Source organism: Microbacterium sp. 77mftsu3.1 (assembly GCF_900100525.1).
GTDB lineage: Bacteria > Actinomycetota > Actinomycetes > Actinomycetales > Microbacteriaceae > Microbacterium > Microbacterium aquilitoris.
Genome location: NZ_FNCR01000001.1, coordinates 12,424 through 32,369, shown reverse-complemented (window position 1 = coordinate 32,369; position 19,946 = coordinate 12,424). Strand labels below are relative to the sequence as shown.

21 protein-coding genes are annotated in these 19,946 nt (G+C 67.4%); 13 read left to right on the top strand and 8 right to left on the bottom strand.

What is annotated here, in order from left to right; translation table 11 throughout:
* Position 1: 1 nt before the first annotated feature.
* The 3 genes from BLR68_RS00180 to pepN all read right to left on the bottom strand — a co-directional run bounded on the left by BLR68_RS00180 (position 2) and on the right by pepN (position 4,393).
* On the bottom strand, positions 2-826 hold the full coding sequence (locus BLR68_RS00180) for an ABC transporter permease (RefSeq protein ID WP_018187987.1): 825 nt from the start codon (positions 824-826) through the stop codon (positions 2-4).
* On the bottom strand, positions 823-1,737 hold the full coding sequence (locus tag BLR68_RS00175; RefSeq protein ID WP_018187986.1) for an ABC transporter ATP-binding protein: 915 nt from the start codon (positions 1,735-1,737) through the stop codon (positions 823-825). The genes BLR68_RS00180 and BLR68_RS00175 overlap by 4 nt, the downstream gene beginning before the upstream one ends.
* Positions 1,738-1,843: 106 nt before the next feature.
* A complete protein-coding gene (gene pepN, locus BLR68_RS00170; protein WP_018187985.1) occupies positions 1,844-4,393 on the bottom strand; it encodes an aminopeptidase N in 2,550 nt (849 codons plus the stop codon).
* 124 nt (positions 4,394-4,517) lie between these two features.
* Between pepN and BLR68_RS00165 the strand changes: the two genes are divergently transcribed.
* The 6 genes from BLR68_RS00165 (at position 4,518) to lnt (ending at position 10,385) form a co-directional block, all read left to right on the top strand.
* Positions 4,518-5,054 (top strand): ribose-5-phosphate isomerase, encoded by a 537-nt coding sequence (locus BLR68_RS00165; protein ID WP_018187984.1) that lies wholly within the window; start codon positions 4,518-4,520, stop codon positions 5,052-5,054.
* A complete protein-coding gene (locus BLR68_RS00160; RefSeq protein ID WP_018187983.1) occupies positions 5,054-6,046 on the top strand; it encodes an Fpg/Nei family DNA glycosylase in 993 nt (330 codons plus the stop codon). The genes BLR68_RS00165 and BLR68_RS00160 overlap by 1 nt, the downstream gene beginning before the upstream one ends.
* A gap of 22 nt (positions 6,047-6,068) precedes the next feature.
* A complete protein-coding gene (locus BLR68_RS00155; RefSeq protein WP_026302963.1) occupies positions 6,069-6,722 on the top strand; it encodes an FMN-binding negative transcriptional regulator in 654 nt (217 codons plus the stop codon).
* On the top strand, positions 6,719-8,221 hold the full coding sequence (locus BLR68_RS00150; protein WP_018187981.1) for an amidohydrolase: 1,503 nt from the start codon (positions 6,719-6,721) through the stop codon (positions 8,219-8,221). The genes BLR68_RS00155 and BLR68_RS00150 overlap by 4 nt, the downstream gene beginning before the upstream one ends.
* Positions 8,222-8,232: 11 nt before the next feature.
* Positions 8,233-8,763: a gamma carbonic anhydrase family protein gene (locus BLR68_RS00145; protein ID WP_018187980.1), complete on the top strand. Its 531-nt coding sequence runs from the start codon at positions 8,233-8,235 to the stop codon at positions 8,761-8,763.
* A 68-nt stretch (positions 8,764-8,831) separates the two neighbouring features.
* Positions 8,832-10,385 (top strand): apolipoprotein N-acyltransferase, encoded by a 1,554-nt coding sequence (gene lnt / locus BLR68_RS00140; protein ID WP_018187979.1) that lies wholly within the window; start codon positions 8,832-8,834, stop codon positions 10,383-10,385.
* A 3-nt stretch (positions 10,386-10,388) separates the two neighbouring features.
* On the opposite strand, the gene BLR68_RS00135 is transcribed toward lnt, so the two are convergent.
* The 4 genes from BLR68_RS00135 to BLR68_RS00120 all read right to left on the bottom strand — a co-directional run bounded on the left by BLR68_RS00135 (position 10,389) and on the right by BLR68_RS00120 (position 13,066).
* Positions 10,389-10,760: an RNA polymerase-binding protein RbpA gene (locus tag BLR68_RS00135; RefSeq protein ID WP_018187978.1), complete on the bottom strand. Its 372-nt coding sequence runs from the start codon at positions 10,758-10,760 to the stop codon at positions 10,389-10,391.
* A gap of 106 nt (positions 10,761-10,866) precedes the next feature.
* Positions 10,867-11,640, bottom strand: coding sequence for a glycerophosphodiester phosphodiesterase family protein (locus tag BLR68_RS00130; RefSeq protein ID WP_018187977.1), 774 nt, complete (start codon positions 11,638-11,640; stop codon positions 10,867-10,869).
* Positions 11,637-12,599 (bottom strand): SPFH domain-containing protein, encoded by a 963-nt coding sequence (locus tag BLR68_RS00125; RefSeq protein WP_018187976.1) that lies wholly within the window; start codon positions 12,597-12,599, stop codon positions 11,637-11,639. The genes BLR68_RS00130 and BLR68_RS00125 overlap by 4 nt, the downstream gene beginning before the upstream one ends.
* On the bottom strand, positions 12,596-13,066 hold the full coding sequence (locus BLR68_RS00120; protein ID WP_018187975.1) for an NfeD family protein: 471 nt from the start codon (positions 13,064-13,066) through the stop codon (positions 12,596-12,598). Before BLR68_RS00120 ends, BLR68_RS00125 begins: the two co-directional genes overlap by 4 nt.
* Positions 13,067-13,202: 136 nt before the next feature.
* Here BLR68_RS00120 and BLR68_RS00115 point away from each other — a divergent pair, with 136 nt between their 5' ends.
* Positions 13,203-13,964, top strand: coding sequence for an SDR family oxidoreductase (locus tag BLR68_RS00115; protein WP_018187974.1), 762 nt, complete (start codon positions 13,203-13,205; stop codon positions 13,962-13,964).
* A gap of 16 nt (positions 13,965-13,980) precedes the next feature.
* On the opposite strand, the gene BLR68_RS00110 is transcribed toward BLR68_RS00115, so the two are convergent.
* On the bottom strand, positions 13,981-14,913 hold the full coding sequence (locus BLR68_RS00110; protein ID WP_026302961.1) for an AEC family transporter: 933 nt from the start codon (positions 14,911-14,913) through the stop codon (positions 13,981-13,983).
* 84 nt (positions 14,914-14,997) lie between these two features.
* Here BLR68_RS00110 and BLR68_RS00105 point away from each other — a divergent pair, with 84 nt between their 5' ends.
* The 6 genes from BLR68_RS00105 to BLR68_RS17665 all read left to right on the top strand — a co-directional run bounded on the left by BLR68_RS00105 (position 14,998) and on the right by BLR68_RS17665 (position 19,925).
* The gene (locus BLR68_RS00105; protein WP_018187972.1) at positions 14,998-15,462 is read left to right on the top strand and encodes a DUF2975 domain-containing protein; all 465 of its coding nucleotides are present in this window, start codon (positions 14,998-15,000) and stop codon (positions 15,460-15,462) included.
* Complete coding sequence (locus tag BLR68_RS00100; protein WP_018187971.1) at positions 15,462-15,683, top strand: helix-turn-helix domain-containing protein; 222 nt, start codon at positions 15,462-15,464, stop codon at positions 15,681-15,683. The genes BLR68_RS00105 and BLR68_RS00100 overlap by 1 nt, the downstream gene beginning before the upstream one ends.
* Positions 15,676-16,719 (top strand): hypothetical protein, encoded by a 1,044-nt coding sequence (locus BLR68_RS00095; RefSeq protein WP_018187970.1) that lies wholly within the window; start codon positions 15,676-15,678, stop codon positions 16,717-16,719. Before BLR68_RS00100 ends, BLR68_RS00095 begins: the two co-directional genes overlap by 8 nt.
* 258 nt (positions 16,720-16,977) lie before the next feature.
* The gene (locus BLR68_RS00090; RefSeq protein WP_018186393.1) at positions 16,978-18,078 is read left to right on the top strand and encodes a tyrosine-type recombinase/integrase; all 1,101 of its coding nucleotides are present in this window, start codon (positions 16,978-16,980) and stop codon (positions 18,076-18,078) included.
* Positions 18,026-18,421 carry a helix-turn-helix domain-containing protein gene (locus tag BLR68_RS00085; protein ID WP_371129968.1) on the top strand — a complete coding sequence of 132 codons (396 nt, stop codon included), beginning with the start codon at positions 18,026-18,028 and terminating at the stop codon, positions 18,419-18,421. The genes BLR68_RS00090 and BLR68_RS00085 overlap by 53 nt, the downstream gene beginning before the upstream one ends.
* A gap of 400 nt (positions 18,422-18,821) precedes the next feature.
* Positions 18,822-19,925 (top strand): recombinase XerD, encoded by a 1,104-nt coding sequence (locus BLR68_RS17665; protein WP_143015710.1) that lies wholly within the window; start codon positions 18,822-18,824, stop codon positions 19,923-19,925.
* Positions 19,926-19,946: the final 21 nt, after the last annotated feature.

Below are 19,946 nucleotides of genomic sequence, written 5' to 3'. Positions count from 1 at the left end.
CCTACGCGTCCCGCGTCCGCAGGACTGCCCAGCCCCCGACGAGAGCTGCCGCAGGCCAGGCGAGCAGCACGATGACGTTCCGCACGGTCTCGTTCGCGGGGTTCGTCGTCAGGGCCGCCGCGGCGGACGACGGCAGGTAGTTGTAGAGGTCGATGAGCCATTGCCACGACTCACCGCCGAACGAGAACAGGCTCACGACGATCGGCAGCACGAAGAGGATGCCGACGGTCGCCGCGATCGCCCCGGCGCCGTTCCGGATGAGAAATCCCCACCCCAGGCCCAGCAGGGCGAACGTCGCCATCGAGATGACCGCCCAGCCGAGGGGGATCCAGGTCCGTTCCGCGTCGCCCCATTCGAAACCGTTCTCACCGTAGATCGGTGTGACGACGAGCACGGAGATGAGCGAGGTCACGACGGTGGTGGCCACCAGGGTGACGGTCACGACCAGCGCCTTGGCGAGCAGCACCGCACCTCGTCGCGGCTCAGCCGTCAGGCTCGATCGGATCATCCCGGTGGAGTATTCGCCCGTGATCGCCATCGCCCCGAGGATGCCCGCCACGAGCATCGTGAACTGCAGCGGCGACACGACGGCGGTCGTCGGATTCAACGACATCTGACCGGCGGAGTCGCCAAGGCTGTTCATGACCAGCGCGATCAGCAGCGAGATGCCGACCGCCAGGACGACCGTGACGATCAGCGACCACCACGTGGAACGCAGGGTGAACAGCTTGAGCAGTTCGCTCTGCACCAGGCGGAAGAAGCCCAGACGGTAGGACGATGGTGCCGTGGGTCGAACCGCGGCGCGGGACTCGGTCGTGATGGTCATGATGCGGCCCCCTGCGTGCGGTATTCGACGGATCCCTCGGTGAGGGCGAGATAGGCGTCCTCGAGCGATCCGCTGCGCGGGGTCAACTCGTGGAGGGCGATGCCGTGCTGCGCCGCGATCTCGCCGACGGCGGCAGCGGTGGCGCCGGCGATGTCGAGGAGGCCGGGTTCCGACGACGTGACGGTGATCCCGGTTCCCGCGACCAGCTGCGCGAGTTCGGCGGCGCGCGGGGAGCGGACGCTGACGGCGCTCCGTGTCCATGCCGCGACGAGATCCGAGATGCTGGCGTCGGCCAGCACTCGACCGCGGCCGAGGACGATGACGTGGTCCGCTGTGAGGGACATTTCGCTCATGAGGTGGCTCGACAGCAGCACGGTGCGGCCGGATGCCGCCTGTGCGCGCACGAACTGGCGCACCCAGCGCACGCCCTCGGGGTCGAGACCGTTCACGGGCTCGTCGAGGATGAGCGTCTGCGGGTCGCCGAGAAGCGCCGCCGCGATCCCGAGCCGCTGTCCCATGCCGAGCGAGAACTTGCCGGCTCGGCGCTTCGCGACGCTCTGCAGACCGGTGATCTCGATCACCTCGTCCACGCGTGAACGGGGGATGCCGTGGGTCGCCGCCATGGCCAGCAGGTGGTTGCGCGCGCTCCGCCCGGTGTGCACCGCCTTCGCGTCGAGGAGGATCCCCACCTCGGTCAGAGGCGAACGCAGCGATCGGTAGTCGCGTCCGTCCAGCGTGACGCGTCCGGCGGTCGGCTTGTCGAGTCCCACGATCATTCGCATGGTGGTGGACTTGCCGGCGCCGTTCGGCCCCAGGAACCCCGTTACCTTGCCGGATTGGACCGTGAAGTTCACGCCATCGACGGCTGTCTTGTCTCCGTACCTCTTCGTGAGGCCTTCTGCAACGATCATGCAGCCCACGCTACGGAGCGGCTGGCCCACCCCGCGTCCCCCGTGAGCGGGAGATCGCGGCGGGGCATGTCCCCCTGTGGTACGACATGCCCCGCCGCGGCCGTGCTCAGTCCTGCGCGTCGCGCTCCTGCACCGAGAGGGCGCGCTCGACGCCCGCGAGGTTCTCGTTCACGAGACGACGCAGGGCCGCGGGTGCGTCGCGGTGGTCTGCGAGCCATCCACGCGTCGCGTCGCGCAGCGCGGTGTTCGCCAGCGGCGCCGGGAACAGGCCCACGATGAGGTACTGCGCGATCTGGTACGTGCGCGACTCCCAGACGGGCAGCAGCATGTCGAAGTACGCGCCGACGAAGTCGCCGAGAGCCTCGATCCCGGCGGGGTGGACGAAGCCGGCCGCCGCCGAACGGACGACCGTGTTCGGAAGATCGGCGTTGTCGATGAGCGACGCCCACGCGGCACGCTTCGCGTCGACCGTGGGCAGCGCGGCGCGCGCCTGTGCGGCGAACTCGCCGCCCTTGGCGGTGTTGTCGGACGCCAGCGCGTCGTGGATGTCGGCAGCCGAGACGACGCCACCGGCGGCGAGCGAGACGAGAAGGGCCCACGAGAGGTCCGCGTCGATGTCGAGTCCAGGGAGGGTGAGTTCACCCGAGCGCAGCTGTCCGACTCGCTCCCAGTCCGCGGCGGTCGCGGCCGCCGAGGCATAGGCCGTCACGAACTGCAGCTGGCTGTCGCTTCCCGCCTCGGCATCGCGGGCGAGATCCCACAGGCCGTCGGCGACGCGCTGGCGCGCGGCATCCCGCTTCTCCGGCGACACGTACGAGTTCGCGGCCAACTGGAGCTGCCCGAGCGTCGTGCGGACGGTCGTGGACTCGGTCTCGGTCCCGATGTTCTGGAGGACGAGATCGATGTACTCGGATGCCGAGGCTTCGGCGTCGCGCGTCTGATCCCACGCGGCACCCCAGACGAGTGAGCGGGCGAGCGGGTCGCTGATCTTGCTCAGGTGGGCCGTCGCCGTCTTGAGCGACCGCTCATCGAGGCGGATCTTCGCGTACGCCAGGTCGTCATCGTTGAGGAGAACGAGGTCGGGCTGGGTGAGGCCGACGAGCTCGGGCGCCTCGGTGAGGTCGCCATCGACGTCGAGTTCGACGTGGTGGGTCCGGACGAGCGCGTCTGCCTGGAGCGAGTAGAAGCCGACCCCGAGGCGGTGCGGGCGGATCGTCGGGTAGTCGGCGGGCGCCGTCTGCACGATGGCGAAACGCGTGATGGTGCCGTCGCCGTCGACGCGGATCTCGGGGGCGAGCGTGTTCACGCCCGCGGTCTCGAGCCACTTCTTCGACCAGGTCGTCAGCTCGCGGCCGCTGGTGGCCTCGAGCTCGACGAGCAGGTCGCTGAGCTCCGTGTTGCCCCAGGCGTTCTTCTGGAAGTAGGCCGACACCCCGGCGAAGAACGCCTCGATGCCGACCCATGCGGCGAGCTGCTTGAGGACGGAGCCGCCCTTGGCATAGGTGATGCCGTCGAAGTTGACCTGCACGTCCTCGAGGTCGTTGATCTCGGCGAAGACCGGGTGGGTCGAGGGGAGCTGGTCCTGGCGGTACGCCCAGGTCTTCTCCATGGCGTTGAACGTCGTCCACGCCTCGGTCCATTCGGTCGCCTCGGCGGTCGCGATCGTGGAGGCCCACTCGGCGAACGACTCGTTCAGCCAGAGGTCGTTCCACCACTTCATGGTGACGAGGTCGCCGAACCACATGTGGGCGAGCTCGTGGAGGATCGTGACGACGCGGCGTTCCTTGACGGCATCCGTCACCTTGGAGCGGAAGACATAGGTCTCGGTGAAGGTCACCGCGCCGGCGTTCTCCATCGCACCCGCGTTGAACTCGGGAACGAACAGCTGGTCGTACTTCGCGAACGGGTAGGGGACGCCGAACTTGTCCTCGAAGTAGGCGAAGCCCTGCCGCGTCTTCTCGAAGACGTAGTCGGCGTCGAGGTACTGCCACAGGCTCTTGCGTGCGTAGACGCCGAGCGGGATGGTGCGACCGTCCGAACTCGTGAGCTCGGAGAACACCTGCTCGTAAGGACCGGCGACGAGCGCCGTGATGTAGGAGGAGATGCGCGGGGTCGGTTCGAACGACCAGGTCGCGACGCCGTCGCCGGCGGGCTGCGGGTCGGGGGTGGGGGAGTTGGAGACGACCTTCCACGCGTCCGGAGCGGTGACGGTGAAGCGGAACGTCGCCTTCAGGTCGGGCTGCTCGAAGACGGCGAAGACGCGCCGGGAATCCGGCACCTCGAACTGCGAATAGAGGTAGACCTCGCCGTCGACGGGGTCGACGAAGCGGTGGAGGCCCTCGCCCGTGTTGGTGTACTCGCAGTCGGCGACGACGACGAGCTCGTTCTCGTCGGTGAGGCCTTCGAGGGCGATGCGGGAGTCCGCGTAGACGGCGGAGGGGTCGAGCGTCCGGCCGTTGAGGGTGATCTCGCGGATGCCGCGGGCGATCAGATCGACGAAGGTCGAGGCACCGGCGGTCGCGGCGAAGCGGATGACGCTCCGAGACTCGAAGACCTCGTCACCGGTGGTCAGATCGAGCGTGACGTCGTACGAATGCGTCTCGACGGTCGCGCGGCGCTCCTGCGCTTCGATGCGGGTGAGGTTCTCTCCAGGCACGTTCGTGTCTCCCAGGGGTGAGGGTGGGGTGCCGCGGACGGGCGCTGCTGGCGCCGACGGCAACCGTCACAGCCTACGCCGCCGTCTCGCCGGAACGTGGTACCGGCGTCCCTAGAATCGTCACATGCGCATCCACATCGCGACCGATCACGCGGGCATGGAGTTCTCGACCCGCCTGCAGCACCACCTGGCCGAGGGCGGTCACGACGTCGTCGACCACGGGCCGATCGAGTACGACCCCCTCGACGACTACCCCTCTTTCTGCATCCGTGCGGCGCAGGCCGTGGCCGAGGATCAGGCGCGCGGCGTCGAGACGCTCGGCATCGTCTTCGGCGGCTCCGGCAACGGCGAGCAGATCGCGGCGAACAAGGTACGCGGCATCCGTGCGGCCCTCGTCTGGAGCATCGCGACGGCCGAGCTGGCCCGCGAGCACAACGATGCGAACGTCATCGCGATCGGCGCCCGCCAGCACACGTTCGATGAGGCCGTCGGGTTCATCGATCGATTCATCGCCACACCGTTCTCGGGCGAGGAGCGCCACGCGAGGCGCATCGCCCAGCTCGCCGCGTACGAGACCGACGGCACGCTCGAGGCCGACCCTCGCGCCGTGACGCCCGACGTGCTCGACGCCTCGGAGACGTTCGACCCGGAAGCCGGCTGATGCCCGAAGGGCATTCCGTCCACCGCATCGCCCGCCAGTTCGACCGCAACTTCGTGGGGCGGCCCGTGTCCGCCTCGAGCCCTCAGGGGCGTTTCGCCGAAGGGGCTGCCGTCCTCGATGGACGCACACCGACCGAGGCGCGCGCGGTCGGGAAGCAGATGTTCCTGGCCTTCGACGAGGACGTGTGGCTGCGCGTGCACCTGGGCATCTACGGCGCGTGGGATTTCGCCGGCGAGATCCTGCTCGATCCGACGATCGCCTCGGCGAACGGACGCATGGGGCAGACGAACCAGCGCGGCGTCGACCCCGTTTACGACGCCGCCGGCGAGAACTCGCTCGCGTCCATCGGCGCGCCGCGGCGGGCCCGCGGCGCCGTCCGTATGAGCGAGCAGACCCGAGGTCTCGACGACCAGACGGATGCCGAATGGCCGCCGCCCGTCGTCGGCCAGGTGCGTCTGCGTCTGCTGACCGACTCGACGTGCGCGGACCTGCGCGGCCCCACCGCCTGTCAGGTGCAGACGGTCGACGAGATGCTCGCCACCGTCGCAGCTCTCGGGCCCGACCCGCTCGTCGACGACGTCGCCGAGGGCGAGGAGCGTTTCGTCGCCGCCGCGCGCCGCAAGCCCACCCCCATCGGCCAGCTGCTGATGGACCAGAAGGTCGTCAGCGGGATCGGCAACGTCTACCGCGCCGAGATGCTCTTCCGCGCGAACCTGAACCCCCACACCCCGGGCCGCGACGTCCCGGAGGAGACCCTCCGACTGCTCTGGCAGGACTGGGTGCGCCTCCTGGCCATCGGTGTCGAGACCGGTCAGATGATGACGATGGACGACCTCGATCCCGAGGCGTACCGACGCGCCATGGCGCATCGCGACGACCGCCACTGGGTCTACCACCGGGCGGGTCTGCCGTGCCGGGTGTGCGGGACGGAGATCGTCCTGGAGGAGATGGCGGCCCGCAAGCTGTACTGGTGCCCGCGGTGCCAGGCGTGACGGCGGGGGAGGGGCAGCGGCGATGAGGCAGAATCCGAGCTTCGCCATGACCGACGTGACCGAGATGCGCCGCCTCATCGACGCTCATCCGTGGGTCACGATCGTCAGCGACACCGAGGCGGGCCTCGTCGCCTCGCACTACGCCGTCCTCCTCGACCCGACGCGGGACGATCTGACGATCGTCGGCCATGTCGGGCGGCCCGACGACCTCATCCACGGACTGGGGCAGTCCGAGCTCCTCGTGATCGTCCAAGGCCCGCACGGGTACATCTCGCCCGGCTGGTACGGCGACGGCCCGGCGGTGCCGACGTGGAACTTCGTCTCGGTCCACCTCCGCGGCGTTCCCGAGATCCTGACTCCGGAGGAGAACCTCGAGGTGCTCGAGCGCCTGGTCGACCGCTTCGAATCGGGGCTGCCCGAACCGCGACCGATGTGGCAGGCGCCCAACGACGAGGAGTTCGTCCGTCGGCTCGAGAAGGGCACCGTCGGCTTCCGGCTCACGCCCACTCACGTCACGGCGAAGCGCAAGCTCAACCAGAACCGGCCGGACGAGGTGGTCGACACGATCATCGATCGACTGGATGCCGGGGCGAGCCCCTACGCGGATCCCCGCCTCGCCGACGAGATGCGCCGTTCGCGCGACGCCATGCGCCGGGCGCGTGAGGGGCAAGGATGAGTGCCGAACGGGGCGATGAGGTCGGCGTCATCGCAGGGGTCCGTCTGACGGGGGCCGACCGCGTCGACCCGTTCGGTGACGACCCCGTCGACGTTCACGTGCGAGGCGGCGTGATCGCCGACATCGCACCCGCGGGTGCCTTGCCCGCCCGCGGGACCGTCGTCGACGGCGCCGGTGGGTGGCTCCTGCCGGGCCTCTGGGATCACCATGTGCACACGGTCCAATGGGCCCTCACCGCACAGCGGACGCCGCTCGGCGACGTCGCGAGTGCTGTGGAGGCGGCATCCGTCATGGGACGCGCCCCCGTCCTCGACGACGGGCGTCGCATCGGCACCGGCTTCCGCGACGCGTTCTGGGCGGACGCCCCCACGCTCGATCTGCTCGACGCGGCGACGGGGGAGGTTCCGACCTATCTCATCAACGCCGACGTCCACAGCGTGTGGCTGAACAGCGCTGCGTTCCGCCGGGAATCGATCGCTCCCACCGCCGACGGGATCCTGCGCGAGGAACCCGCGTTCGAGATCTCCCGGCGCCTCAACGACCTCGAGCCGGCAGTGGTGGACCGGTACGTGGTCGCGGCGCTCGACCGCGCGGCATCCCGCGGTGTCACCGGCGTCGTCGACCTCGACATGGCGTGGAACGCGGATGCCTGGGCTCGCCGAGTCGCGGCCGGCTTCGATGCCGTGCGCGTCGCCTTCGGCGTGTACCCGGACTTTCTCGAACGGGCCGTCGCCGAGGGACTCGCGACCGGCGATGCGCTCGATCCCCTCGGCCTCATCCGTGTGGGATCGCTGAAGGTGATCACCGACGGATCACTGGGGACCCGCACCGCGGCGTGCTCGCATCCCTACCCCGACGACCCGCACAACACGGGCGTCATGACGGTGGCACCGGAGGATCTCCGTGCCCTGATGGTGCGGGCGACCGGTGCGGGGCTGTCCTGCGCGATCCACGCGATCGGCGACGTCGCCAACTCCCACGCGCTCGACGCGTTCGCAGCCACGGGCGCGACGGGCACGATCGAGCACGCGCAGCTCGTCGCCCATGCCGACATCCCCCGGTTCGCCCGGCTGGGCGTGGGAGCGAGCGTGCAGCCGGAGCACGCGATCGACGACCGCGACCTGACCGATTCCGTCTGGTCCGCGCAGACCGCCCTGCCCTACCCGCTCCGCTCGCTCGCCGACTCCGGTGCCAACCTCCTGTTCGGTTCGGATGCCCCGGTCTCGCCGCTCGACCCCTGGGCCGCGATGGCTGCGGCGGTCCACCGCACGCGCGGGGGACGTGAGCCGTGGCGACCGGATCAGGGACTGTCTGCAGCGATCGCGCTCGCGGCATCCACCGCCGGAGGTTCGCTGACGGGGAGCGCCCTCGAGCCCGGGGGCACCGCCGACCTCGTCGTCGTCGACAGAGACCCGCTGACCGCGACGGACCCCGAGCTGCGGACGACGCGCGCGGCAGCGACGATCCTCGCCGGCCGCCTCACCCACATCGACGGCTGAGGAGCAGAACCATGACCGTGTCACCTGACGCCACTGTGATCTCCGTGGCGGGCGGCGTCCCGTCCGTCCCCGACTCGGCCTTCGTCGCCGCGGGCGCCCGCCTCGTCGGCGCCGTCTCCCTCGGGGAGCGCGCGAGCATCTGGTACAACGCCGTCATCCGGGGCGACAGCGCGCCGATCGCGATCGGGGCGCGGAGCAATGTGCAGGACGGTGTCGCGATCCACGTCGACTCCGCGCACGGGGTGGACGTCGGAGAGGACGTCTCGATCGGCCACAACGCCGTCGTCCACGGCTGCCGCATCGGCGACGGAACGCTCGTCGGCATGGGTGCGGTCGTCCTGTCCGGTGCCGACATCGGACCCGGATGCCTCATCGCCGCCGGCGCGGTGATCCTCGAGGGGACGGTCATCCCGAGCGGGTCGCTCGTGGCGGGTGTGCCCGCGCGCGTTCGACGGGAGCTGACCGACGAGGAGCGCTCCGGGATCCTCCGCAACGCGGAGATCTACCTCGGTCACGCCGAGCGGCACGGTGTTGTCTCGTGACAGGGACCGTCTGGTGACCGGGGCCGTCTCCAGCCTCGCCATAGCCCGACTCATCTAGGCTTCCGTCCGTGCCCGAACGCCCCCTGCTGCCTCTGTGGCTCGCATTGCCCGTCGCGATCGCCGGGGGAGCGGTGCTGGACCTCGCGTTCCCCGACATCGGCATCTGGCCGCTCGCGTTCGTCGGCGCCGCGCTCACGCTCGTGACCCTGATCGGCCGCTCCGCGTGGGGTTCCGTCGCCGTGGGCGCCGTGTTCGCGGCATCCTTCTACCTGCTCCACATCGCATGGATCACCCGCTACCTCGGCGCTGTCCCATGGTTCGCTCTCGCGGGGGTCGAGACGATACTCAGCGCGGTCGGAGCGATCGTCATCACGCTGTCCTACCGATGGCTGCCGCGTCTGCTCCCCGGGTCCTGGGCTCGCGTGACCTTCCTTCCGGCGCTCGTCGCCGCAGCGTGGACGGCGCGCGAGCAGTTCATGGGCTCGTGGCCCTACACCGGCTTCCCCTGGGCACGACTCGGAATGAGCCAGGCCGACAGTCCGCTCGCGGAGCTCGCGTCGTGGCTCGGTGTGAGTGGTCTCACCTTCGTGATGGTGTTCGTCGTCGCCGCTGCCATCGAAGCCGTACGCCTGCGCGTGTGGCGTCGCGTACGCCTGCTCGCACCCGCCGCCGTCGCTGCCGCCGTCCTCGTCCTCATTCCGCAGTTCCCGACGACGGATGCCGGAACCATGCGCGTCGGCGCGGTGCAGGGCAACGGACCCTCGGGCTTCTTCGACAGGCGCGAGCCCTACGACGTGTTCCGGGCCCAGCTCGCCGCGACACAGCCCCTCATCGGGAAGAAGCTCGACGTCCTGCTGTGGCCCGAGGGCGGTGTCGACGCCGACCCGCTGAACAACAGCTCCATCGCAGGAGCGTTGGACGATCTGTCCCGGGAGGTGGAGGCGCCCCTACTCGTGAATGCCGCCACCGAGCGCGACTCGCTCGTCTACAACACCTCGATGCTGTGGCAGGCAGGCCGGAAGAACCCGCTGGCGATCCACGACAAGACCCATCCCGTGCCGATGGGGGAGTACGTGCCCGATCGCTGGTTCTTCGAAGCCTTGGCGCCTGATCTCGTCGGCCTGATCACTCGCGAGTACACCCCGGGTACGAACCCGCCCTTCTTCGATGTGAACGGCGTGGGCGTCGGTTTGGCGATCTGCTTCGACGTCATCTACGACGACGTGATCTGGCAGGGTGCCCGGGACGGCGCCGAGGTGTACATGTTCCAGACGAACAACGCCGATTTCCGCGGGACCGACGAGAACGTGCAGCAGCTCGGATTCGCGCGCATGCGGGCGATCGAGACGGGCCGCGCCGTCGTCAACATCTCGACGGTGGGGACCAGTCAGGTCATCGGTCCGGACGGCTCCGTCATCGACGGCCTGGCCGCAGACACCTCCGGGGCCCTCCTGGTGGACGTCCCGCTGCGCACCGGCCTCACACCCGCCGTCGTCATCGGCCCGGCGGTGCAGTGGGTCCTCGGCTGGTCGGCCCTCCCCGTGCTGCTGCTGCTCGGCGTCCTCGTCCGCAGGCGCACGAAAGCGGCGCCGTCCGCGAAGGACGACGCCGCTGAAGTGTGAGGGTCAGGCGCTCAGTTTGCCGGAGTTCTCGCCGCGTCGGGACCGCAGGAGAGCCAGTCGCTCCTCGAGCAGCTCTTCGAGCTCGGGGATGGTGCGACGCTCCATGAGCATGTCCCAGTGGGTGCGAGCGGCCTTGTCACCGGAGTGGTCCACCACGGCGACGGTGTCGCCGATGCGGCGGAGTGCTTCGGCTCCGCAGGTCCGGCATTCCCAGGCCTCAGGGACCTCAGCGTCTGCAGCGAAGGTGAGAACGGTCTCCCGCTCGCACTGCGTGCAGACGTAGGTGTGGTTGGTGCGCTCTACGAATACGACGCCTTCTTCGCTCTGTAGGCTCGAAGCGCCGAGACGCATGCCGCGAAGGCTGCGATCTGCCATTGTGTGGTCCTCTCGTCGTCCTCAGGTATAACGAACCCACCTGTGCGGATCATCCGAGAAGACCTCAATCGATGTGGTATTCACAGCCGACTTCCAGGCCCGGAGGTTATAGCGATTTCGCCCGTGCGGCCGCGCCGAGATCGGCTCGGTCCGTGACGATGCCGTCCACCCCGGCACCGATCAGTCGTGTCATGGCGTCGGGATCGTTCACCGTCCAGACGTGGACTTCGATGCCCCTCGCATGAGCAAGATCGAGCAGCCGGCGCGTCAGGATCGGGATGCCGCGGTGGCGTTCGGGCATCTGCAGGGCGTCCACCCCGTCGAGTCGTCGCGCGGCGAGGCGGGGGAGGCGCGCCGACAGCGCGGCGAGCACGCCGGCGAGCGTCCGTGAGCCCGCCGAGGTCGCAGGCTCGCCGCCCTGCGACCGGGCGGCCGCGAGGGCGACCTCACGCCGGCGATCCGAGAAGCTCGTGAGGAGGACGCGGTGGGCTTCGCGTGCGACGAGCGTGCCGACCTGGTGGGCGGCGGCATCCGCTTTCACATCGAGGTTGAATCGGGCATCGGGGAACGCCTGAAGGACGTCGGGGAGCACCGCGAGACCGCCTCGCGTCGACATGATGTCGGTGAGCTCTCGGGTCCGTATGTCAGCGACGCGGCGGGGATCGCCGGTGACGCGGCGAAGGTCATCGTCGTGGAAGAGGACGACGTCGCCGTCCGCGGTCAGGTGGCAGTCCGACTCGAGATAGAGCGTCCCCGTCGCCCGGCCCGCCGCGAGGGCGGCGACAGAGTTCTCGGCGACGTTCTCGGAATCGGGCGGCACGAAACCGCGGTGGGCGAGGATGCGGGGGGTCGCCTCACCGAGGAACCACGGGTGGGTCATGACGTCGGAGTCGTCCCGTCTGCGGGCTTCGGCTTCGAGGCGTGCGCGTCGGAGCCGCCGAAGGCCGTGCTGAACGAATTGAGGGCGTTCGTGAACTCGCTCGGGATGATCCAGAGCTTGTTCGAGGAGCTCTCGCTGATCTTCGGCAGCATCTGCAGGTACTGGTAGGCGAGGAGCTTCTCGTCGGGATCGCCCTTGTGGATGGCCTCGAAGACGAACTGGATCGCCTCGGCCTCGCCCTCGGCGCGGAGGACCGCGGCCTGCTTGTCGCCCTCGGCGCGCAGGATCTCGGCCTGACGTCGCCCCTCGGCCTCGAGGATCTGCGACTGCTTGGAACCTTCCGCGGTGAGAATCGCGGCGCGGCGGTCGCGCTCGGCGCGCATCTGCTTCTCCATCGAATCCTGAATAGACACCGGCGGGTCGATCGCCTTCAGTTCGACGCGCGAGACGCGGATGCCCCACTTGCCCGTCGCCTCGTCGAGGACGACGCGCAGCTGAGTGTTGATGTTGTCCCGGCTGGTCAGTGCCTCTTCGAGGTTGAGACCACCGACGACGTTGCGGAGCGTGGTCGTCGTCAGTTGCTCGACGGCGCCGAGGTAGTTGTTGATCTCGTACGTCGCTGCCCGCGCGTCGGTGACCTGGAAGTAGACGACCGTGTCGATGGAGACCACGAGGTTGTCCTCGGTGATGACCGGCTGAGGCGGGAACGAGACGACCTGCTCGCGCATGTCGACCAGCGGCAGGAGGCGGTCGATGAACGGGATGAGGAGGTTCAGTCCGGGGGACAGGGTGCGCTGGTAGCGCCCGAGTCGCTCAACCACCCCGGCGTAGGCCTGCGGGATGATCCGGATCGAGCGGAAGAGGACGACGACGACGAAGATCGCGACGACGACCAGCAACACGACGACGAAGATCTGACCGACGAAGTCACCGGCGTTGACGGTGAGGGGGATTCTCATGCGGGGTTCCCTTCTTCGGGTGCCACCACGACGGTGGCGCCGCGGACGGCGGTGACGGTGACGCGCTGACCGGGGGAGACGGATGCCGCGGCATCCGTCAATCGCGCCGTCCACGTCTCACCGTTGTCGAGCTTGACCGAGCCGTCGCCGTCGACGAAGGCCGAGACGACCCGCGCGGACATCCCGGTGAGAGCGTCCACGTTGGTCGGGATGTGCTGACTCGAGCGGTGCAACGCCCGCAGCAGGAGCGGACGGATCGTGAACAGCAACAGCGCCGAGACGGCCGCGGCCGCGAGGATCTGGAGCCACCAGACGCCACCGACGAGGTTCACTCCCAGCCCGCCGACCAGCGTGCCGGCAGCGAGCATGAGGAAGGTGAATTCGAGGGTAAGCAGCTCGATGATGACGAAGAGGACCGCGAGCACCAGCCAACCGATCCACAGGTACTGGATGAGGTCCGGGAACATCGTCGGCTCCTTCGGTGGGCGTGTCCTCGCACACTACCAACGGGCTCCCTCGCGCGGGTCGGACGCGCCGGGATTGATAGGCTCGTCGAGCCCCATCCGCCTCGCGCACCCGCCGAGCACCTCGCAGGAGAGCCCCATGTCGCAGCCCGTCCCCGCCGCATCCCTGACCGGTAAGACCGTCCTGGTGACCGGGTCGTCGCGAGGCATCGGCGCCGACACGGCGCGCTATCTGGCCCAGGCGGGCGCGAACGTGGTCATCAACTTCCGCAACAAGGCTCCTCGAGCCGAGAAGCTCGCGACCGAACTGCGGGGGCTCGGCGTCGAGGTGCTCACCGTCGGCGCGGACCTGACCGATGCGGCATCCGTGTCGGAGATGGTCTCGGCGATCGAGGAGCGTTTCGGCTCGCTCGACATCCTCGTGCTGAACGCGTCCGGCGGCATGGAGGGCGGCATGGCCGAGGACTACGCCCTGACCCTGAACCGCGACGCCCAGGTGGGTGCGCTCGAGGCCGCGCTCCCGCTGATCCCGGCCGGTGGCCGCGTCGTTTTCGTCACGAGCCACCAGGCCCACTTCATCCACACGACGCCGACGATGCCCGAATACGAGCCCGTCGCCCGCTCCAAGCGTGCCGGAGAGGACGCCCTGCGCGAGCGGATCCCGGCTCTCACCGAGAAGGGCGTCGAGTTCGTCGTGGTCTCGGGCGACATGATCGAGGGCACCATCACCGCGACGCTGCTGGAGCGCGCCAACCCCGGTGCGATCGCCGAGCGTCGCGAGAGCGCCGGCAAGCTCTACAACGTGTCGGAGTTCGCGGCCGAGGTCGCCCGCGCCGCGGTGGAGCCGATCCCCGCCGACAACACCCGCCTCATCGGCGACACGAGCTCGTTCGGCGTCTGACGGCGCCCCGGCGGGTTCAACCGCCCGGTCGCAGGAGCAGGACCACGACGAACAGTACGGGGACGCATCCGATCGTCGTCACGAAGACGGTGTCCCGGGCGATCGTCTGCCCGATCGCGTATCGCTGCGCGTAGTTGAAGACGTTCTGCGCGGTCGGGAGCGCGGCGAGCACGGTCACGACGAGGACCTCGGCGGGGGAGAGGCCGAAGACGAATTGTGCGAGGACCCACGCCACGACGGGCATGACGAGCAGCTTCAGGCCGGCGGCGAGGAGGATGTCGCGGCGTCGTCCCGGCGTCCCCAGCACCCGCTGGCCGTGGAGTGAGATGCCGTAGCTGATCAGCAGGACGGGGACGGCGGCGCCCGCGATCAGCTCCATCGGCGCGATCACGATCTGCGGAAGCGGGATGCCGGTGGCAGAGACGATCGTGCCGAGAAGCGATCCCACCACGATGGGGTTCGTGATCGTCCGGCGCAGGATCGGCCACGGCCGCCGTCGTCCGTCCGTCGTCAGGGCTTCGAAGATCGCCATCACGACGGGTGTGAGCACGAGCAGCTGGAAGAGGATCACCGGTGCGGGGTACGCCGCGCTTCCGAGCACGTAGAGCGACAGCGGGATGCCGATGTTGTTCGAGTTGACCTGACCGGCCGAGAGGAGGCCGATGAGGATCTCGCCGGCCGGTCGTCGCCAGACGAATCGCGAGACGGCGGCGAAGATGGCGAACACCGAGACGGCTGCGAGCGCCGAGACGGGCAGGAGCGCGGAGAACAGCGTCGCGACGTCGGCGCGCGCCAGCACGACGAAGAGGAGGAACGGACTCAGCACGAAGAACGTGATCCGACCGAGGACCTGGCCACCGGTGGGACCCAGGAGGTCGATGCGTCCGATGATCCACCCGACCATGATCGCGACGCCGATGACGGCGAATCCGGTGAGCACCTCGATCATCATTCGAGCCTACGGGGAGTCACGGTTGCCCGGAGACGGGGGAGTGGCTATCGTTTTTCGATAGATGGCTATCGAAAGGCGCTCATGAGTCCCGTAACGATCCTCACCCTGCGGACGGCGCTCGTTCTGTCGTTGCTCGGGTCCTTGGCGGTGCAGATCCTGGTGCTTCCGACGATCTGGAACGACCTCGGGGCGCTGCCGACCGCGTGGCGAGTGACGGTCATCGTGATTCTCGCCCTCTGGCTCGTGTGCCTGCAGGTCGTCGCGCTCTGCATCTGGCGGCTCGTGTCGATGGCTGCAGCCGACGCGGTGTTCTCGGTTGGTGCTTTCCGCTTCGTCGACGTGGTCATCGCAGCGATCGCCGTAGCCGCCGTCCTCACCGGGGCGCTGGCGACGATGCTGGTACCGGGATCGGCCGCCCCCGGAGTGGTGGGGATCGTCTACGGCGCAGCCCTGGCGACCGGGGGAGTCGCGCTCGTCGTGGTCGTGATGCGGTCACTGCTGCGGAAGGCGATCGAGATGCGTTCCGAGCTCGACGAGGTCGTCTGATGCCCATCGTCGTCGACATCGACGTCATGCTCGCGCGCCGGAAGATGGCCGTGGGCGACCTGGCAGCACGTATCGGCATCACACCCGCGAACCTCGCGGTGCTGAAGAACGGACGGGCGAAAGCCGTCCGGTTCACGACGCTCGACGCGCTCTGCGAGGCGCTCGACTGCCAACCGGGTGACCTGCTGCGCTGGGAGCCGGCCGAGGAGACGGGTGGCTGACGCACGGCGCGTGGCCGTCGGCATCCGAGTCCTCACAGCGGTGGTGGCGGTACTCGTCGCCGCCGCGATGATCGCTGTCGCCGCCGCGACGAGCGAGGAAGGCGAGGGCACGACGGTTCTCGTGGGGACGCTGGATTCGCCGCAAATCGTGGCCGTGCTCATCCTGCTGGGCATGATCGACCTCGCCGTCCTCGTCTTCAGTCTGCGAGCGACGAGGGTCGCGGCCCGCGTTGCCGTGATCGTGGCGAGGGTCGCGGCAACCGGAGCGGTGCTCGTCGCGGGAGCAGGTGTGTTCCTGGCGACGTTCCCGACCACCATCGTGTCGCCGCTCATCGACGATGATGGATGCGACACCGTTTACCTCGTCCGCGAGGAGAACCACTGGCTGTCGAGCTCGAGCTCCCTATACCGCATGGACGGTCTCGTTGCGACGAGCGTGGCGTCGATCTCGAACGCGGATGGCGGGATGCCGTTCCACGAGGGCGCATACGGCGTTTCGGACGAGAACGGAACTCTCCGGGTGTCGGCTGCCTCCGCGGGCAGTGGTGTCGTCGAAACGGTGACCGTGCCTGAGCTGACGGGGCACGTGCCGGAGTGCGGGCTGAAGCGTCCGACGTATCAGGCGGATCGTCCGTCGCCGACGCCGACTGCGCCGGCACCCGTCAGTATGGAACGCGCCGAGGCGGAACTGGAGCGCATGTACGCAGCGACACTCGCTGCGGTTCCCGGAGCCGTCGGCACGGACGGCCGCGCCGTGGCGTCGTCCGCGCCGACACGGACGACATGCGATCGTGGCGCCGCGCAATCGGCGCTGACGTTCGCGTTCGCAACCGAGGACAACGCGGCGTCACTGGAGAAGATCCTCGCGACGTGGGATGCCGCCGGGTACGAGGTCGATCGTGCGATCCAGACGGACATCCGCTTCGATCCGATCACGACGGTCACCCTGCGCATCGCCGATCGTTCAACGATCGACGGAACGATCCACGGGACGATCACCTCAGGGTGTCTCTCCAAACAAGAGGACATCCGATAATGCACATTATGTCAACTCGACCATCCATTATTGCATCGGATGAAACCCTGTTCCCCATCACTCAGTAGGCGCAACGGTACAGCACTCCCCAGATTGAGCGGCATGATTCCGCGCTGATTGGGGCGCTCCCCAGATCGCTCGTGCCACACACGCACTCCCGGCGGAGGTGCGACCTGGCCTTTACCCGCTTTCAACGAGGATGGTTGCGCGGATGTTTCATCTGATGCAAGATACCGTCATCTGACGAAAGGGGTCGCCGTGCCAATCGACATCATGGAGTACGCGAGGAGGACGCCGGGGATCACGCTCCTCCACCCTGAGGAGCAGATGTTCGACGAGATGCTGCTCGGCTGGCGACGGCAGCAACTCGCGCGGAATCTGTCGATCAACACGATCGACGGGCGGGAGAAGGCTGTGCGGCGATTCATGAAATCGACGAACACCTATCCCTGGTTGTGGACTCTTGAACAGGTTGACGAGTTCTTTGGCGACCGCCGGGAAATCCACGGAAATCAGCGCACGACGGTACGGAGTTACCAGGATGCGCTGAAGCTTTTTACGGACTACATCTGCTCCCCCGCGTACGCCTGGGCGGAGCGCTGTACCGATTTGTTCGGAACCCATCCTGTTCGGGTTATTCATCAATGGAATATGGCGAGGCACATCCAGGAGGCAGAGCACGGAGGGCGGCGCCGACCGTTTCGGCATGCGGAGCTGCAACTGTTCTTCGACCGCGCGGACGATGAGGCGGACATCATCGCCCGGCGCGGCAGAAAGGGCTGGGCGGCCGCGTTCAGGGACAGCACCCTATTCAAGCTTGCGTACTGTTTTGGGCTACGAAGGAACGAGATTCGTCATCTGGAAACATTCGACTTCAGTCGCAATCCGCATGCTCCGGAGTTCGGAAAGTACGGTCACCTCAATGTTCGATTCGGAAAAGCTATGAGAGGTTCGGACTACAAACAACGAAATGTGTTGGCCGTCTTTCCATGGGGATCAGACATCCTCGCCGAGTGGATCGAACGCGGACTACCCCTGTTCGGTCCGCAGACCGCCCTCTTTCCTACAGAGCGAAACACTCTCGTCTCAGAGTCCGCCCTGAATGATCGATTCCGGACATACCGCGACGACCTGGGTCTGGGCACCGAACTCAAGTTCCACTCGTTCCGTCATTCATATATCACGCACCTCATTGAGGCGGGATTTGATCCCCTCTTCGTGCAACAACAGGTCGGTCATGAGTACGCTTCCACCACCGCTCTGTACACCGGGGTATCGAGCAACTACAGGATCAAGACGCTTCGGGATGCTCTTGACGGCACGATCGGCCAAGCTCTCAAGCTCGGAGTGGAGAACTGAAATGCGCCGGAAAGCTGATTACACCTGGAATTTGGCAGAGCTCATGGCTCGGAACTCCATGCACAACTCAACCGACCTGGCCCCACACCTGGTCAACCGAGGCATCGACCTCTCCCCCGCGCAGATATGGCGGCTTGTCACTCAGCGGCCAGAACGTCTCTCCCTTCCGCTTCTGGCGGCGCTCTGCGACATCTTCAACTGCAGTCCAGCCGAGCTCATATCCGTGCACTCTGAGGACGCGTCCACCATTAGGAAGGCAGTGAACGAGGTAGCGAACCTGCGCTCGACCCCCGGGAAGGCTCGTCCTCGACGAGCGCGAGTACTTCGGGATGATGTTGAGTAGCGAATCTCGTCGGCCAAAAGGTCGGCCGCGAGCGTCCGGCGATGCCGTGTGCGCCCGATGCGGGGAACGTGGCTCTGACTCAACAACCAAATATTCGTTCCCTGAAGGGATCATTTGTGGACGCTGCTACGAGAAGGCCGTTCACACCCATGGGCCGTGCGCCACCTGTGGTTCAGACCGTCTACTCCCCGGCCTGAATGAGTATCGTGAGCCGATTTGCGTGACATGCGCGGGACTAGATCGCGACTTCCGTTGCACCCGGTGCGCGACCGAAGGTGCAATCTTCCGCAAGGGTCTTTGCGAGAGATGCGCTCTAAGCGACGACCTCAATGCCCTCCTCGGGCACCCGTCACACAGCAGCCGCACTGATCTAGCTCACCTCAGAGACTATCTTCTTCGGGTGGAGCGCCCCGCCAGCACGCTCACCTGGCTCCGCTCAGCAAAGGTCAAAGCTCTTCTCCGTTGGCTCGCCGAAAACCCCGAGCCAGTGACACACGCGGCACTCGATGCACTCCCCCAGTCTCCCGCTGTGCGGCACTTGCGGTCGCTCCTCACCGGGACAGGCGTACTGGGACACCGAGATGAGTCGCTGACCCGTTTCGAAGTCTGGGTTCGGGCGAAAGTTGCGCTGTTCGCCGGCGAACATCGACGGGCCATCGAACGGTATGCCATCTGGTACCACCTGCGCCGAGTCAGGCAACTGAGTAGCCTCGGTCAGGACACGCATCCGGCGGTGCACAACGCGAAGCAACAAGTCACAGCTGCAGTCAACTTTCTCGTATGGCTCCAGGAAAGGCACGTGCCGCTGGCGCACTGCGAGCAGACGGATGTCGACACTTGGCTCACTGAGGGAAATACGAGTCGATATACCGTTCGCGGCTTTCTGGAGTTCACGAGAGAGGCGCGGATAGCCCCTCCGCTTTTTGTACCAACACGACATGCACGCGCACGGACGAGGCGGATCACAAGTGAAGAGAGACTCGCTCGGATTCGGTATTACCTCACCGACGAGTCGCTCACCTTGTCGGCCCGGTCTGTCGCACTCCTTCTGCTGCTGTACGGGCAGCCGCTCAGCCGTGTCGCGGCCATGAGGTTGGATGCGATTCGTGACAGTCCTGAGGAGGGCATGTCGATCACGTTCAGTGACGATCCCGTCCCTGTGCCGCCTCCGTTCGACGACGTTCTGCGTCGACACATCGTGTCGCGGGCGCGCACACGCACAGTGTCTGTGAGCGCCAACCCCTTCCTGTTCCCGGGCTTACGTGCCAGCAGCCATATCTCCCGTGAGCAACTCAAAGCAGAACTCAACATGGCGGGGGTGGATGTACTGGCTGCGAAGAACACCTCGCTCGACGAACTGGTTGCTGCGATGCCGGCTCCGGTCGTCGCGGACGCGCTTGGCTATAGCTACGGTGCGCTGAGCAAACACGAAGAGTATGGCGGGCTGCGCTATCGGCGCTACGTGCACGGAATGCACCCCGGGGATGGCGCTGACGAGTCTTGAAGAGGTCGTGCGCGCGACAGC